Source organism: Oryzobacter faecalis, from assembly GCF_046764005.1.
Taxonomy (GTDB): domain Bacteria; phylum Actinomycetota; class Actinomycetes; order Actinomycetales; family Dermatophilaceae; genus Oryzobacter; species Oryzobacter faecalis.
The window spans coordinates 230,378-245,112 of the sequence record NZ_JBKOFW010000001.1; the positions used below are offsets into that span (position 1 = coordinate 230,378).

Genomic DNA, 14,735 nt, shown 5'->3' on the forward strand with positions numbered 1-14,735 from the left:
GACCGGCGCCGCGCCCATCCGGGCACCCGGCACCCCGTCGACCGACGGGCTGCGACCGCAGCACCCGAAAGAGGGACCTTTCGTGACCAAGCCCGTCGTCCTCATCGCCGAGGAGCTCTCGCCCGCGACCATCGACGCCCTCGGCCCGGACTTCGAGGTCCGCAGCGCCGACGGGTCCGACCGAGGTCAGCTGCTCCCGGCGCTCGCCGACGTCGACGCCGTGCTCATCCGGTCGGCCACGAAGATGGACGCCGAGGCGCTGGCCGCGGCGAAGAACCTCAAGGTCATCGCCCGCGCCGGCGTCGGCCTGGACAACGTCGACGTCGAGGCCGCCACGAAGGCGGGCGTCATGGTCGTCAACGCCCCGACCTCCAACATCACCTCCGCGGCCGAGCTCGCGGTCGGGCTCCTCCTCGCCAGCGCCCGCAACATCGCCCCGGCGAACGAGGCCCTCAAGAACGGCGCGTGGAAGCGGAGCAAGTACGGCGGCGTCGAGCTGCTCGAGAAGAAGGTCGGCATCGTCGGCTTCGGCCGCATCGGCCAGCTCGTCGCCGAGCGGCTCAAGGGATTCGGCGTCGAGATCCTCGCCTACGACCCCTACGTGTCGGTCCAGCGCGCCGGCCAGCTCGGCGCCCGGCTCGTCACCCTCGACGAGCTCCTCGCCGAGTCCGACTTCATCACCATCCACCTGCCGAAGACCCCCGAGACCCTGGGCCTGATCGGCAAGGAGGCGCTGACCAAGGTCAAGCCGAGCGTCCACATCATCAACGCCGCCCGCGGGGGCGTCCTCGACGAGGAGGCCCTGGCCGACGCCATCGCCGAGGGCCGCGTGGCCGGCGCCGGCCTCGACGTCTTCGCCAAGGAGCCCTGCACCGACAGCCCGCTCTTCGCCTTCGAGTCGGTGGTCGTCACCCCGCACCTGGGCGCCTCGACCGAGGAGGCCCAGGAGAAGGCCGGTGTCGCCGTCGCGAAGTCGGTGCGCCTCGCGCTCGGCGGCGACCTCGTCCCCGATGCGGTCAACGTCTCGGGCGGCGCCGTCGCCGAGGAGGTGCGCCCGGGCATCGACCTCGTCGAGAAGCTCGGCCGGGTCTTCACGGCCTATGCCGGCGCCGTCCCGGTGCAGCTCGACGTCGACGTCCGCGGCGAGATCACCCAGCACGACGTCTCCATCTGGGAGCTCGCCGCCCTCAAGGGCCTGTTCACCGACGTCACCGAGGACCCCGTCACCTACGTCAACGCCCCGCTGCTCGCCAAGGAGCGTGGCTGCGAGTCGCGCCTCCTCACCGACGCGGTGTCCGAGGACTTCCGCAACGTCACCACGCTCCACGGCACGCTGGCCGACGGCACGACCGTCTCGATCGCCGGCACCCTGACCGGTCCGAAGCTGGTGCAGAAGCTCATCGGCGTCAACGGCTACGACCTCGAGATCCCGATCTCCAAGCACCTCGCGTTCTTCGCGTACGAGGACCGGCCCGGCGTCATCGGCGCCGTCGGCCGCCTCCTCGGCGACGCGAACGTCAACATCGCCGGGATGCAGGTCTCCCGCGACGACTCGCGTGGCAAGGCGCTCGTCTGCCTCACGGTCGACAGCGCGATCCCGGGTGACGTAGTCAGCGCCATCGAGAAGGAGATCGGCGCGGAGACGGTGCGCGTCGTCGACCTCGACTGAGGTCCACCCACGACCGACCGGAGGCGGGCCACCCCACGCGGGGGGCCCGCCTCCGTCGTGCGACGAGGGGGGCACCCCCACGCACCGCGCACCGACGCACCGGACGCGTCGGTGCGCGGGCCCGCAGGCCGCGGAATCCGTCGCCGATCGGGCGCCCGGCCGCAGGAGCAGTGGCCGAAGCGTCCGGATGCTGGAAACCCGCTGGCCGGTACTAGGACGTCCACGTACCGTCGTCGGTATGCAGCGGCTCGAGGTACGCCTCCTCATTCCCGGCCGCGGCGAGGCCCGGTAGTCAGCTCCCTCGCCGCGGAGACCCCGCGACGTCGCTGACCGCTCGCCGTCACATCGGCTCGAGCGCCCGACCCACCCGAAGCAGACATGCGGCCGCAGCGCCGCGGAAGCGAGCACCACGATGAACGAGAACAGCACCCTGGACGAGGCCACCCTGGCCCGCCAGGCCCTCCAGGAGTCCATGGACCTGCGCGACCAGGGGCATTCGGACGACTGAGGCGCCCCCGGCGCCCGCCCGCCGGCCGTCCCGCCCGCCTCCACGGGCTGGGACGGCCGTCCGCATCCCGAACACCCTGCCTAGGCTGGAGACCATGACCGACAGCGACACGCAGACGCTCGACATCGCCGTCATCGGCGGCGACGGCATCGGCCCCGAGGTCGTCGCCGAGGGTCTGAAGGTCCTCGAGGCGGTCACCGGGCCGGCCGGCCCGAAGGTCACCACCACGGAGTACGACCTCGGCGCCCGCCGCTGGCACGCCACCGGTGAGACCCTCCCCGAGTCCGTCCTCGACGAGGTCAAGGCCCACGACGCCATCCTCCTCGGCGCGATCGGCGACCCGACGGTGCCGAGCGGCGTCCTCGAGCGCGGCGTCCTGCTGCCGCTGCGGTTCGCCCTCGAGCACTACGTCAACCTCCGCCCGGCCAAGCTCTACCCGGGGGTCGAGAGCCCCCTCGCCGTCGAGCGCGTGGCCCCGGACGGCATCGACTTCGTCGTCGTCCGCGAGGGCACCGAGGGCCCGTACGTCGGCAACGGCGGCTCGCTGCGCACCGGCACCCCGAACGAGATCGCCACGGAGGTGAGCGTCAACACCCGGTTCGGTGTCGAGCGCGTGGTCCGTGACGCCTTCGCCCGGGCCCAGGCGCGCCCCCGCAGGCACCTCACCCTCGTGCACAAGCACAACGTCCTCACGCACGCCGGCCACCTGTGGCGGCGCACGGTCGAGGAGGTGGGCGCGGAGTTCCCCGAGGTCGAGACCGCCTACCAGCACGTCGACGCCGCGACGATCTTCCTCGCCACCGACCCGGGCCGCTTCGACGTCGTCGTCACGGACAACCTGTTCGGCGACATCATCACCGACATCGCGGCCGCCATCGCCGGGGGCATCGGCCTCGCGGCGAGCGGCAACATCAACCCCGAGCGTCGGTACCCGAGCATGTTCGAGCCGGTCCACGGCTCGGCGCCCGACATCGCCGGGCAGGCCAAGGCCGACCCCACGGCGACGATCCTGTCGGTCTCGATGCTCCTCGCCCACCTCGGGCGCACCGAGGAGGCCGAGCGGGTGGAGCGGGCCGTGGCCGCCGACCTCGCCGAGCGCGGCACCGAGCCGCGGTCGACGACGGCCGTGGGCGACGCCATCGCCTCCCGCCTCTGACCCCCCTCGCAACAACTTTCCCGCCTGATGCCGCAATGTTCGGTGAGGCACCCCGAAGTTCGGGGTGCCTCACCGAAGGTTCCGGCATCAGGCGGGAAAGTCGTGACGAGTAGCCTCTGCCGGTAGCACCGTCGCTCCCGAGGAAAGGACCACGAGTCCCCATGAGCCTGACCTTCGACCTGCACCGCCGGCCCGACCCGGCCTCGGACGAGCGGCGTGCCGAGATCCACGCCAACCCCGGCTTCGGGGTGCACTTCACCGACCACATGGCCACGGCGACCTGGACCGAGGGGCAGGGGTGGCACAGCGGCCGGGTCGAGGCCTACGGCCCGATCCAGCTGATGCCGAGCGCGGCCGTCCTCCACTACGCCCAGGAGATCTTCGAGGGCCTGAAGGCCTACCGCCACGAGGACGGCTCGGTGTGGTCCTTCCGCCCCGAGGCCAACGCCGAGCGGATGCAGCGCAGTGCCCGCCGCCTCGCCCTCCCCGAGCTGCCGACCGACGACTTCGTCGCCTCCCTCAAGGCCCTCCTCGAGGTCGACGAGCCGTGGGTCCCCCCGGCCGGCACGGGCGAGACGAGCCTGTACCTGCGCCCGTTCATGTACGCGTCCGAGGCCTTCCTCGGGGTCCGGCCCGCGCGCGAGGTCACCTACTCGGTCATCGCCTCGCCGGCGGGCGCCTACTTCGCCGGGGGCCTGAAGCCCGTGACCCTGTGGATCTCGCAGCACTACGCGCGCGCCGGCGCCGGCGGCACCGGGGCGGCGAAGACGGGCGGGAACTACGCGTCCTCCCTCGCGGGCCAGCTCGAGGGCATCGAGCACGGCTGCGACCAGGCGGTCTTCCTCGACTCCTCCACGCAGACCTTCATCGAGGAGCTCGGCGGGATGAACCTGTTCTTCGTGACGAGCGACAACCGCCTCGTCACCCCCGAGCTCACCGGGACCATCCTCGAGGGCGTGACCCGCAGCTCCATCCTCGAGCTCGCCAAGGAGCTCGGCCTCGAGCCCGAGGAGCGCCGCATCCCCATCGAGGAGTGGAAGGAGGGCGTCGCGAGTGGCGAGATCCGCGAGATCTTCGCCTGCGGCACGGCCGCCGTCGTCACCCCCGTGGGCGAGCTGCGCTGGGAGGGCGGCTCGGCCCCCTCGACGGCGGGCGAGGGTGGCGGCGAGGTCACGCACGCCATCCGCAACGCCCTGCTCGACATCCAGTACGGCCGGGCCGAGGACACCCACGGCTGGATGACGCGTCTCGCCTGAGCGCAAAGGTTCACCCTCGGACCATTTGCCGGGTAGGGTCGCACCCGTGACACCGGAGCAGCCGTCGCCGCAGCCGAGCCGGCTACCCGACGCCGTCCTGCGACCGGCCGTCGGCAACGTCTTCGAGACCACCGTCGAGCAGCTCGCCACGGCCATCCGGCTCGGTGTCTTCGTCGTCGGCGAGCAGCTCCCGCCCGAGCGCGACCTCGCCGAGCGCCTCGGCGTCTCGCGCAACACCCTGCGCGAGGCGATCGCCGCGCTGCGCGACTCGGGGCTCGTCACGACCCGCCGCGGACGCGGTGGCGGCACCCTCGTCACGAGCACCGGCCACGACGATGCCGCGACGTCCACGGTCCGCCACGGGGCGGCCCTCGAGGACGCCCTGGACTTCCGCCGCGTCGTCGAGCCCGGCGCCGCGCGCCTCGCCGCGACCCGGCGGCTGTCCGGCGACCAGCGCGCGTGGCTGCTGGAGTCGGCGACCGCCGTGCGGTCCGCCGCGCTCGCCGACCACCGGATCGCCGACTCCCGCCTGCACCTGGCCATCGCGACCCTCACCGGCTCGCCGATGGTCGTCGAGGCCGTGACGCGTGCGCAGGCCGCGCTCGGCGAGCTGCTGGCGGCGATCCCGGTGCTGCGCACCAACATCGAGCACTCGCACGACCAGCACGACGCCATCGTCGAGGCCGTCCTCCAGGGCGACCCCGACACCGCCCGGACGACCATGGAGGAGCACTGCGACGCGACGTCGGCGCTCCTGCGGGGTCTCATCGGTTGACGAGAGGGGAACGACACATGCCGAACCCGATCCACGCCGGGGGTCCGCCCCGGATGACGGTCGACCAGCTCCGCGCCGCAGTCCTCGACGGGTCGGTCGACACCGTCATCGTGGCGTTCACCGACATGCAGGGACGGTTGCAGGGCAAGCGCCTCCACGGGCACTTCTTCCTCGAGCACGTCCTCGACCACGGCACGGAGGGGTGCAACTACCTCCTCGCGGTCGACGTCGACATGAACACCGTCGGCGGCTACGCGATCTCCTCGTGGGAGCGCGGCTACGGCGACATGTTCTTCGAGATGGACCTGACGACCCTGCGCCGCACGCCGGGCCACCCCGCCTCGGTGACGATCCAGAGCGACCTCACCTGGCTCGACGGCAGCGGCGAGGTCGCCCAGTCGCCGCGCTCGATCCTCAAGGGACAGGTCGCCTCCGCGGAGGCCGACGGCTGGGCCGCGTACGCGGGCACCGAGCTCGAGTTCATCCTCTTCGAGGACTCCTACGAGTCGGCGTGGGACCGCCGCTACCAGGGGCTCACGGGGGCCAACCGCTACAACGTCGACTACTCCATCCTCGGCGGCAGCAAGGTCGAGCCGGTGCTGCGCGAGATCCGCAACGAGATGTACGCCGCCGGGATGACGGTCGAGTCGGCCAAGGGCGAGTGCAACTTCGGCCAGCACGAGATCGGCTTCCTCTTCGACGACGTGCTCCGAACCTGCGACAACCACTCGGTCTACAAGACCGGGGCGAAGGAGATCGCGGCCCGCCACGGGCAGTCGCTCACCTTCATGGCCAAGTACGACGAGCGCGAGGGCAACTCGTGCCACATCCACCTCTCGCTGCGCGGCACCGACGGGTCGGTCGTCTTCGCCGACGACGACCGTGAGGGCGGGCGCTCCGAGCTGTTCGACCACTTCATGGCGGGACTGCTCGCAACGATGCGCGAGCTCACGTACTTCTACGCGCCGAACATCAACTCCTACAAGCGGTTCGCCCCCGGTTCGTTCGCGCCCACCGCCGTCGCCTGGGGCACCGACAACCGCACCTGCGCCCTGCGGGTCGTCGGTCACGGGGGAGGGCTGCGCGTCGAGAACCGTGTCCCCGGCGGCGACGTCAACCCCTACCTCGCGGTCGCGGCGATGATGGCCGGCGGGCTCCACGGCATCCGCGAGGGGCTCGAGCTGCCCCCGGTGTGCGAGGGCAACGCCTACGTCGGCGACTACGAGCACGTGCCGACGACGCTCGCCGAGGCGCGCGACCTCCTCGCCGGCTCGGCCGTCGCGAGGGCAGCCTTCGGCGACGAGGTCGTCGACCACTACGTCAACGCCGCCGACGTCGAGCTGAAGGCGTTCAACGCCGCCGTCACCGACTGGGAGCGCGTCCGGGGCTTCGAGCGCCTCTGACGGCCCGCACGACCACCCGAGAACCACCGCAGCGAGGAGACCATGACCACCACCACCCACGACGTCGTCAACCCGGCCACCGAGGAGGTCGTGGCGACCCTCGACCTCGTCGGCGTCGAGGAGACCGACGCCGCCGTCGCCCGCGCCGTCGAGGTGGGTCCGGCCTGGCGCGCCGTCAGCCCCGCCGACCGCGGGATGCTGCTGCGCCGTTTCGCCGACCTCGTCGAGGAGCACACCGAGGAGCTCGCCCGCCTCGAGGTCGCCAACGCCGGCCACACGATCGGGAACGCGCGCTGGGAGGCGGGCAACGTCGTCGGCGTCCTGCGCTACTACTCCGCGGCCCCGGAGCGGCTCTTCGGGCGCCAGATCCCCGTCGCGGGCGGGCTCGACGTCACCTTCAAGGAGCCGCTGGGCGTCGTCTCGGTCATCGTCCCGTGGAACTTCCCGATGCCGATCGCGGGCTGGGGGTTCGCCCCGGCGCTCGCGGCCGGCAACACGGTGGTCCTCAAGCCCGCGGAGCTGACGCCCCTGACGGCGCTGCGGCTGGGTCAGCTCGCGCTCGAGGCCGGGATCCCCGAGGGCGTCCTCACCGTCCTCCCCGGCAAGGGCTCGGTCGTGGGCCAGCGGTTCGTCACCCACCCCGACGTCCGCAAGGTCTGCTTCACCGGCTCGACCGCCGTCGGCCAGGGCATCATGCGCGGCGCCGCCGACCAGCTGAAGCGGGTCACCCTCGAGCTCGGCGGCAAGTCGGCGAACATCGTCTTCGACGACGCCGACCTCGACGTCGCAGCCGCCGCCGCACCGATGAGCTTCCTCGACAACGCCGGCCAGGACTGCTGCGCCCGCACCCGGATCCTCGTGCAGCGCAGCGTGTTCGACCGCTTCATGGAGCGCTTCGAGCAGGCGATGAAGGGCGTCGTCGTCGGTGACCCCGGCGACGAGGCCACCCAGATGGGGCCGCTGGTCTCGTCCGGCCAGCGCGACACGGTGCGCGGCTTCGTCGAGGAGGCGGAGGCCGGCGGGCACCCGCCCGTCGACGTCGCCTTCCGCGGCTCCGCCCCCGACGGGGCCGGCTGGTGGTACCCGCCGACCGTCGTCCTCCCCAGCGGCACCGATGACCGCGTCTGGCGCGAGGAGATCTTCGGCCCCGTCGTCGCCGTCATGCCGTTCGACGACGAGGCGGACGCCCTCGCCAAGGCCAACGACACCGCCTACGGCCTCTCGGGCTCGATCTGGACCCGCGACGTCGGCCGCGCCATCCGCGTGGCCCGCGGCGTCGAGGCCGGGAACCTCTCGGTCAACAGCCACTCCTCGGTCCGGTACTCGACGCCCTTCGGCGGCTTCAAGGCGAGCGGCATCGGGCGCGAGCTCGGACCCGACGCGCTCGACGCCTTCACCGAGGTCAAGAACGTCTTCATCTCCACCGACGCCTGACCGGAACCCGGTTCGGGCGCACCAGCATCCACGCCACAAGGAAAGGAACACCACTCATGGCCGGAAGGCTCGAGGGCAAGGTCGCGGTCGTCACCGGCGGCTGCTCCGGGATCGGGCTCGCCACCGTGCGCCGCTTCGCCGAGGAGGGCGCGAAGGTCGTCATCGGCGACCTCGCCGACGAGGCGGGCGAGGCGCTCGCCGCCGAGGTCGGGGGTGCGTACGTGCACACCGACGTCGCGAGCAAGGAGGACGTCGACCGTCTCTTCGCCACGGCCGTCGAGCGATTCGGCAAGCTCGACATCGCCTTCAACAACGCGGGGATCAGCCCGCCCGAGGACGACTCGATCCTCGACACCGACCTCGAGGCCTGGCGCCGGGTGCAGGAGGTCAACCTCACCTCGGTGTACCTGTGCTGCAAGGCCGCCCTGCCGTACATGCTCGAGAACAAGAGCGGCTCGATCATCAACACCGCCTCGTTCGTCGCGGTCATGGGCGCCGCGACCTCGCAGATCTCGTACTCCGCGTCCAAGGGCGGCGTGCTGTCGATGACGCGCGAGCTCGGCGTGCAGTTCGCACGCGAGGGCATCCGCGTCAACGCGCTGTGCCCCGGGCCGGTCAACACCCCGCTGCTCAAGGAGCTGTTCGCCAAGGACGCCGAGCGCGCGGCCCGCCGGCTGGTGCACGTCCCGATGGGCCGGTTCGGTGAGCCGGAGGAGATGGCCAACGCCGTCCTCTTCCTCGCGTCCGACGAGTCCAGCTTCATGACCGCCTCGACGTTCCTCGTCGACGGCGGCATCTCGGGCGCCTACGTCACCCCGCTGTGATGGGCGGGACGCGGCCGGCCCGGCCCGTCATCGGCGTCTCCTGCTACGTCGAGGACGTCGACCGCCGGCCTTGGGTCGCGCAGCGCAGCGCCGTGCTGCCGCACCGGTACGTCGAGCAGCTCGAGCGGGCCGGCGCGGTCGTCGTCGTCCTCCCCCCGCGGTCCGACGCCGACGAGGCGATGGCGCTCGAGGTCCTCGAGCGGCTCGACGCGGTCGTCATCGCCGGCGGGGCCGACGTCGCGGCGGACCGGTACGGGGCCGACCCGCACCCGACGTCGCAGTCGCCCCGACCGGACCGCGACGCGTGGGAGCTCGCGCTCTGCCGCGCGTCGGCCACCCTCGAGCTGCCGGCCCTCGGCATCTGCCGCGGGATGCAGGTCATGGCCGTCGCGGCGGGGGCGCGGCTGGAGCAGCACGTCCCCGACCGGGTCGGCCACGACAGCCACTGCCCCCGGCCGGGGGAGTACGCGTCGCACCACGCGACTCCCGTCGAGGGGTCGCGGCTCGCCGACCTGCTCGGCACGGACCCGCTCCAGGTGCCCACCTACCACCACCAGGCGGTCGTCCCGGAGACGCTCGACGGGTCGGGGTGGGTGCCCTCGGCATGGCACGAGGACGGGACGCTCGAGGCGATGGAGGACCCCTCGCCGGGGTTCCGGGTCGCCGTCCAGTGGCACCCCGAGGCCGGCGACGACCCCCGCCTGTTCGAGGCCCTCGTCGAGGCCGCGCGCCGCCGCCGGGCGGACGCCCGGTCGACCTCGTGAGCGCCCGGGTGACAATGACGTCGTGACGAAGCTGAACCGCCTCGCGATCGCCGCCGGCGCCGCCAGCGCCCTCGGGGCGCTCGCCGTGGCCGGCAAGGACGTCAACGCCTCGATCGGCGGCCGTCCCGAGGGGACCCGACTGGAGCGGATGCGGCGCTCGCCGCAGTACCGCGCGGGCGCGTTCCACAACACCCACCGCGGGACGTCCGCGCTGCCGACGAACCAGCGCGACGTCCTGCGTCGCTTCCGCGAGAGCGCCGACACCCGCAGGCCGAGGCAGCCGATCCCCGTCGTCAGCGCGTCGCGGGCCCCGGCCACCGCCGGCCTCCACGTCACGTGGTTCGGCCACGCGTCGGCCCTCGTCGAGCTCGACGGCCTGCGGATCCTCCTCGACCCGGTGTGGAGCGACCGCTGCTCGCCGAGCCGGCACCTCGGCCCGAAGCGGTTGCACGCGGTCCCGGTGCCGCTCACCGGGATCGGCCACATCGACGCCGTCGTCATCTCCCACGACCACTACGACCACCTCGACATGGACACGGTCAAGGCCCTCGTCCGGCAGTCGGGCGCGCCCTTCCTCGTCCCCCTGGGCGTCGGGGCGCACCTCGACGCCTGGGGCGTCCCGCCCGAGCGCGTCGTCGAGTGCGACTGGGAGGAGGGCGTCGACCTCGGCGACGTGCGGGTCACCGCGGTCGAGGCGCAGCACTTCTCGGGGCGCGGGCTGCGGCGCGACGGCACGCTGTGGGCGTCGTGGGTGCTGTCCGGACCGAGCGGCCGGGTCTTCTTCAGCGGGGACACCGGGTACTTCCCGCGCTACGCGCGCATCGGTGCCGACCACGGCCCGTTCGACGTCTCCCTCATGGCGGTCGGCGCCTACGACTCGGCGTGGCACGACATCCACCTCGACCCGGAGGAGGCCGTGGCGGCGACCCTCGAGCTCGACGGCGGGCTGCTCCTCCCGATCCACTGGTGCACCTTCGTCCTCGCCCCGCACCCGTGGGCCGAGCCGGTCGAGCGCCTCCTCGTCGCGGCCGCCTCGAACGGGGTCCCGGTGGCGGTGCCCCGCGTCGGCGAACGGGTCGACGTCGCCGAGCCGCCGGGCCTCGACCCCTGGTGGGAGCTGTCCTGAAGGCCGCGCCGTGGGGAGTCCGGTCCGGGGTGGGGCCCGGACCGGTCTCCCCGCGAGCCGCGCTCGCCGCCGCCTTCCTGTTCGTGCTCCTCGCCGGGTGCGCGGCAGCGCCCACGGCCCCCGCGCCGGCGCCACCGGAGGCCGTCGAGGTGCCGCCGCCGCACGAGTACCTCCCCGGGCTGCGGGCGTGGTCTCACGTGCCCGAGGGCGTGACCACGGCCCCGGTCGTCGTCATCATCCCCGGAGGCTCGTGGCTGTCCGCGGTGGCCGACGGCCTGCACCCGCTCGCCGCCGAGCTCGCCGCCCGCGGGGTGTTCGCCATGCCGGCGACGATCCGCGTGGCGGACGCCGGGGCGACGTGGCCGGTACCGGTCGAGGACGTCCTGTGCGCGGTCGCCGACGGTGTGGCGACGGCCCGCGAGCTCGGGATCGAGCCCGGCCCGGTCGTCGTCCTGGGGCACTCCGCGGGCGCGCACCTCGCCGCCGTCGCGGCCCTCTCGGCCCAGGACTTCGACCCAGGATGTCGCGACGAGCTCGTCGCGCCGGACGCGGTCGTGGGCCTGGCCGGGCCCTACGACATCCGACAGTACGCCGAACCGGCCGAGGCCCTCATGGGCCGTGGCTCGGACCCCGAGCAGGACCCTCGCTGGGCGGCGGCCAACCCCGTCCTCCTCGCCGAGCGGAACCCGGACGTGTCGTTCCTCCTCCTCCACGGCACCATCGACGAGGTCGTCCCGCAGGCCTTCACGACCGACTTCGCGATCGCCCTCGACGAGGCCGGCCACCCGACGACCGTCGCCGTGCTCGACGGCATCGACCACGGCGAGGTGTACTGGCCGTCGGTCGCGGTCGACCCGGTCATGCGCTGGCTCGCCACCGTGATGACACCGGCGACGCCGGACCCGCCCGGCCCCTGGGGCTGACGGCCGGGCCCCGGCGGCGGGGTGCCGTGGTCACGATGTGGACGAACCGTGTCCCTCGTGGCCCGCGCCGTGGGAGGGTGGTGACCATGACGCACCGCGTCGTGGTCACCACCACGATCATTATCGGCTAGCGCGACGAGACCTCCTCGTCGCGCAGACCTCCCGCACCCGGGGGGTCTTTTGCTTGTCGGGAGCGTCTCGCGGAGGTCGCCCCGGTGGGCAGGGGTCGCACCTCCACCACCCCCGGAGGCGCGGCGGCAGCGCAGGCCCGATGATGGAGCGCGAGCGGCATGCACGTCAGCGCCCCGGCCCTCACGGGCCGGGGCCACGGACGCCGGGCAACCGGCACGACCTGGGATCGAGACATGACCGACCTCCACGTGTACGACACGACGTTGCGCGACGGCGCCCAGCAGGAGGGCCTCAACCTCACGGTGGCCGACAAGCTGGCCATCGCCGCGCACCTCGACGAGCTGGGGGTCGGCTTCATCGAGGGCGGCTGGCCCGGGGCCAACCCCAAGGACACCGAGTTCTTCGCCCGCGCCGCGACCGACCTGCGGCTGCGCAACGCCACGCTCGCCGCGTTCGGCGCCACCCGCCGCGCCGGGGGCCGCGCCGACCGCGACCCCCTCGTCGCGGCGCTCCTCGACAGCCGCGCCGAGGTCGTCACGCTCGTCGCGAAGTCGCACACCGGCCACGTCGAGCGGGCGCTGCGCACCACCCTCGAGGAGAACCTCGAGATGATCCGCGACACCGTCTCGTTCCTGCGCCGCGAGGGACGTCGGGTCTTCCTCGACGCCGAGCACTTCTTCGACGGCTACGCCACCGACCGCGCCTACGCCCTCGAGGCCGTCCGGGTCGCCGCCGAGGCCGGTGCCGAGGTGGTCGCCCTGTGCGACACCAACGGCGGGATGCTGCCCGACCTGGTCGCCGACGTCGTCCACGACGTCGTGCAGTCGACCGGCGCACGCATCGGCATCCACTGCCACAACGACACCGGCTGCGCCGTCGCCAACTCGATGGCGGCGGTCGAGGCCGGGGCGACCCACGTGCAGGGGACGGTCAACGGCTACGGCGAGCGCACCGGCAACGCCGACCTGCTCACGGTCGTCGCCAACCTCCAGCTGAAGAAGGGCTACGAGCTGCTCGAACCGCACCGGCTGCAGGAGTCGACCCGGATCGCCCACGCCATCGCCGAGGTCACCAACGTGCCGGCGTACTCGCGCCAGCCCTACGTCGGGTCCAGCGCCTTCGCCCACAAGGCCGGCCTGCACGCGAGCGCCATCAAGGTCGACCCCGACCTCTACCAGCACCTCGACCCCAAGCACGTCGGCAACGACATGCGGATGCTCGTGTCCGACATGGCCGGTCGTGCCTCCATCGAGCTGAAGTCCCGCGAGCTCGGCTTCGACCTCGACCCCGCCGACGAGGAGGACCGCTCGACGCTCGCGCGCGTCCTCAAGACGGTCAAGGAGAAGGAGCTGCGGGGCTACACCTTCGACGCGGCCGACGCCTCCTTCGAGCTGCTCCTGCGCCGTGAGGTCGAGGGGGCGCTGCCGGCCTACTTCACGGTCGAGTCGTGGCGCGTCATCACCGACGGGCGCGGGGGCGACGACGACGCCCTCTCCGAGGCGACCGTCAAGGTCCGGGCGGCGGGGGAGCGCCACGTCGAGACCGGGGAGGGCAACGGGCCGGTCAACGCGCTCGACCACGCGCTGCGGGTGGCCCTGACGGCGGCCTACCCCGAGATCGCGCACCTCGAGCTCATCGACTACAAGGTGCGCATCCTCGACGCCGCGCACGGCACCGACGCGGTGACCCGCGTCCTCATCGAGACCTCCGACGGCACGACGTCGTGGACCACGATCGGCGTCGCCGCCAACATCCTCGAGGCGTCGTGGGACGCCCTCGTCGAGTCGGTCACCTACGGCCTGGTCCGCGCCGGCGTCGCCCCCCGCTGAGTACCGGTCCTCGCGGGTCGTGTGCTCAGGTGGTCTCTCTGGCGGCCACCTCGGCACACGACCCGAGGACGTCGAGGAGCCGGCGACGCAGGGCGTTCGAGCGCTCGGCGAAGGCCCGCTGTCGCCGCAGGTAGGCCACCTTCCCCTCCGCCGTCTCGATGGCGACCGGCTCGTACCCGAGCTCGCGCAGGTCGTAGGGCGAGGCCTCCATGTCGAGGACGCGGATCTCGCGGGCGAGGTCGAACGCGTCGGCGACGAGGTCGCTGGGGACGAGCGGGGTCAGCTTGAACGCCCACTTGTAGACGTCCATGCCGGCGTGGAGGCAGCCGGGCTGCTCGAGCGCGAGCTGGCCCTCGCGAGAAGGCCGGAGCGCGTTCCGCGGCCGCGCCTCGTCGGTGAAGAACCGGAACGCGTCGAAGTGCGAGCAGCGGATGCCGTGGCGCTCGACGACCTCGTCGGTCCCGGCCGCGCCCAGCCGGAGGGGCCAGCCCGCGTGGCGCACGTCGTCCTCGGCGGTCCGGTAGACCATCGCCCACTCGTGGAGCCCGAAGCACCCGAGCTGCGGTGGCCGTTCGAGGGTGGCCGACAGCAGCGAGTGCACGAACGAGACCGCGGACCCGCGCGACGCGAGGAAGGCCTCCACGTCGAGCTCGACGCCATCGCCGGCGACCCGGTAGTGCCGCCACCCCGCCCGCGGCAGCGACGCGGCGCCCTGGAGCACGACGCCGGGTCCCGGGTGCCAGCGGCGCAGCTGCGCCGGGGTGTGGTCGTAGTAGCGGAAGAGGAAGTCCTCCACCGGGTGCGCGCGACCGTCGGCCCGTCGGGCGCGGTGCGGGGCGGTCGCGCCGTCGACCCTCGCGGCGTGGGAACCCTCGAGGGCCTGCCAGTCGCTGAGGGGGAGGATGGTGCCCGACACCCCACCACCGTAACGAGGAC

General features: G+C 73.0%; 13 protein-coding genes. 12 read left to right on the forward strand and 1 reads right to left on the reverse strand.

Translation table 11 applies throughout. The features are described from left to right. Positions 1-82 precede the first annotated feature (82 nt). The 12 genes from serA to cimA all read left to right on the forward strand — a co-directional run bounded on the left by serA (position 83) and on the right by cimA (position 13,799). Positions 83-1,669 carry a phosphoglycerate dehydrogenase gene (gene serA, locus ACK8HX_RS01090; RefSeq protein WP_411938797.1) on the forward strand — a complete coding sequence of 529 codons (1,587 nt, stop codon included), beginning with the start codon at positions 83-85 and terminating at the stop codon, positions 1,667-1,669. Positions 1,670-2,081: 412 nt separating this feature from the next. Continuing rightward, the gene (locus ACK8HX_RS01095; RefSeq protein WP_159900285.1) at positions 2,082-2,177 is read left to right on the forward strand and encodes a 3-isopropylmalate dehydrogenase; all 96 of its coding nucleotides are present in this window, start codon (positions 2,082-2,084) and stop codon (positions 2,175-2,177) included. A 94-nt stretch (positions 2,178-2,271) separates the two neighbouring features. After that, entirely contained in the window at positions 2,272-3,333 is a 1,062-nt protein-coding gene (locus tag ACK8HX_RS01100; RefSeq protein ID WP_411938798.1) for a 3-isopropylmalate dehydrogenase, read from the forward strand. Positions 3,334-3,494: 161 nt separating this feature from the next. Continuing rightward, positions 3,495-4,589: a branched-chain amino acid aminotransferase gene (locus ACK8HX_RS01105; protein ID WP_411938799.1), complete on the forward strand. Its 1,095-nt coding sequence runs from the start codon at positions 3,495-3,497 to the stop codon at positions 4,587-4,589. A gap of 46 nt (positions 4,590-4,635) precedes the next feature. Then, entirely contained in the window at positions 4,636-5,364 is a 729-nt protein-coding gene (locus ACK8HX_RS01110) for a FadR/GntR family transcriptional regulator (RefSeq protein WP_411938800.1), read from the forward strand. A 17-nt stretch (positions 5,365-5,381) separates the two neighbouring features. After that, on the forward strand, positions 5,382-6,767 hold the full coding sequence (locus tag ACK8HX_RS01115) for a glutamine synthetase family protein (protein WP_411938801.1): 1,386 nt from the start codon (positions 5,382-5,384) through the stop codon (positions 6,765-6,767). Positions 6,768-6,809: 42 nt separating this feature from the next. Next, positions 6,810-8,201: an aldehyde dehydrogenase family protein gene (locus tag ACK8HX_RS01120; RefSeq protein WP_411938802.1), complete on the forward strand. Its 1,392-nt coding sequence runs from the start codon at positions 6,810-6,812 to the stop codon at positions 8,199-8,201. Between the two features lie 56 nt (positions 8,202-8,257). Further along, positions 8,258-9,025 carry a 3-oxoacyl-ACP reductase gene (locus tag ACK8HX_RS01125; protein WP_411938803.1) on the forward strand — a complete coding sequence of 256 codons (768 nt, stop codon included), beginning with the start codon at positions 8,258-8,260 and terminating at the stop codon, positions 9,023-9,025. After that, entirely contained in the window at positions 9,025-9,789 is a 765-nt protein-coding gene (locus ACK8HX_RS01130) for a gamma-glutamyl-gamma-aminobutyrate hydrolase family protein (protein ID WP_411938804.1), read from the forward strand. The genes ACK8HX_RS01125 and ACK8HX_RS01130 overlap by 1 nt, the downstream gene beginning before the upstream one ends. Before the next feature lie 22 nt (positions 9,790-9,811). Beyond that, positions 9,812-10,915 carry an MBL fold metallo-hydrolase gene (locus ACK8HX_RS01135; RefSeq protein WP_411938805.1) on the forward strand — a complete coding sequence of 368 codons (1,104 nt, stop codon included), beginning with the start codon at positions 9,812-9,814 and terminating at the stop codon, positions 10,913-10,915. Next, entirely contained in the window at positions 10,900-11,838 is a 939-nt protein-coding gene (locus tag ACK8HX_RS01140) for an alpha/beta hydrolase family protein (protein ID WP_411938806.1), read from the forward strand. Before ACK8HX_RS01135 ends, ACK8HX_RS01140 begins: the two co-directional genes overlap by 16 nt. Positions 11,839-12,203: 365 nt before the next feature. Beyond that, positions 12,204-13,799, forward strand: coding sequence for a citramalate synthase (gene cimA, locus ACK8HX_RS01145; RefSeq protein ID WP_411938807.1), 1,596 nt, complete (start codon positions 12,204-12,206; stop codon positions 13,797-13,799). A 25-nt stretch (positions 13,800-13,824) separates the two neighbouring features. On the opposite strand, the gene ACK8HX_RS01150 is transcribed toward cimA, so the two are convergent. Beyond that, the gene (locus ACK8HX_RS01150; RefSeq protein WP_411938808.1) at positions 13,825-14,715 is read right to left on the reverse strand and encodes a 3-methyladenine DNA glycosylase; all 891 of its coding nucleotides are present in this window, start codon (positions 14,713-14,715) and stop codon (positions 13,825-13,827) included. Positions 14,716-14,735: the final 20 nt, after the last annotated feature.

Bases quoted from the DNA above. Each gene is read 5' to 3' on its own strand.
- ACK8HX_RS01095 (WP_159900285.1), top strand. From the start codon at position 2,082: ATGAACGAGAACAGCACCCTGGACGAGGCCACCCTGGCCCGCCAGGCC.
- ACK8HX_RS01100 (WP_411938798.1), top strand. From the start codon at position 2,272: ATGACCGACAGCGACACGCAGACGCTCGACATCGCCGTCATCGGCGGC.
- ACK8HX_RS01105 (WP_411938799.1), top strand. From the start codon at position 3,495: ATGAGCCTGACCTTCGACCTGCACCGCCGGCCCGACCCGGCCTCGGAC.
- ACK8HX_RS01115 (WP_411938801.1), top strand. From the start codon at position 5,382: ATGCCGAACCCGATCCACGCCGGGGGTCCGCCCCGGATGACGGTCGAC.
- ACK8HX_RS01120 (WP_411938802.1), top strand. From the start codon at position 6,810: ATGACCACCACCACCCACGACGTCGTCAACCCGGCCACCGAGGAGGTC.
- ACK8HX_RS01125 (WP_411938803.1), top strand. From the start codon at position 8,258: ATGGCCGGAAGGCTCGAGGGCAAGGTCGCGGTCGTCACCGGCGGCTGC.
- ACK8HX_RS01130 (WP_411938804.1), top strand. From the start codon at position 9,025: ATGGGCGGGACGCGGCCGGCCCGGCCCGTCATCGGCGTCTCCTGCTAC.
- cimA (WP_411938807.1), top strand. From the start codon at position 12,204: ATGACCGACCTCCACGTGTACGACACGACGTTGCGCGACGGCGCCCAG.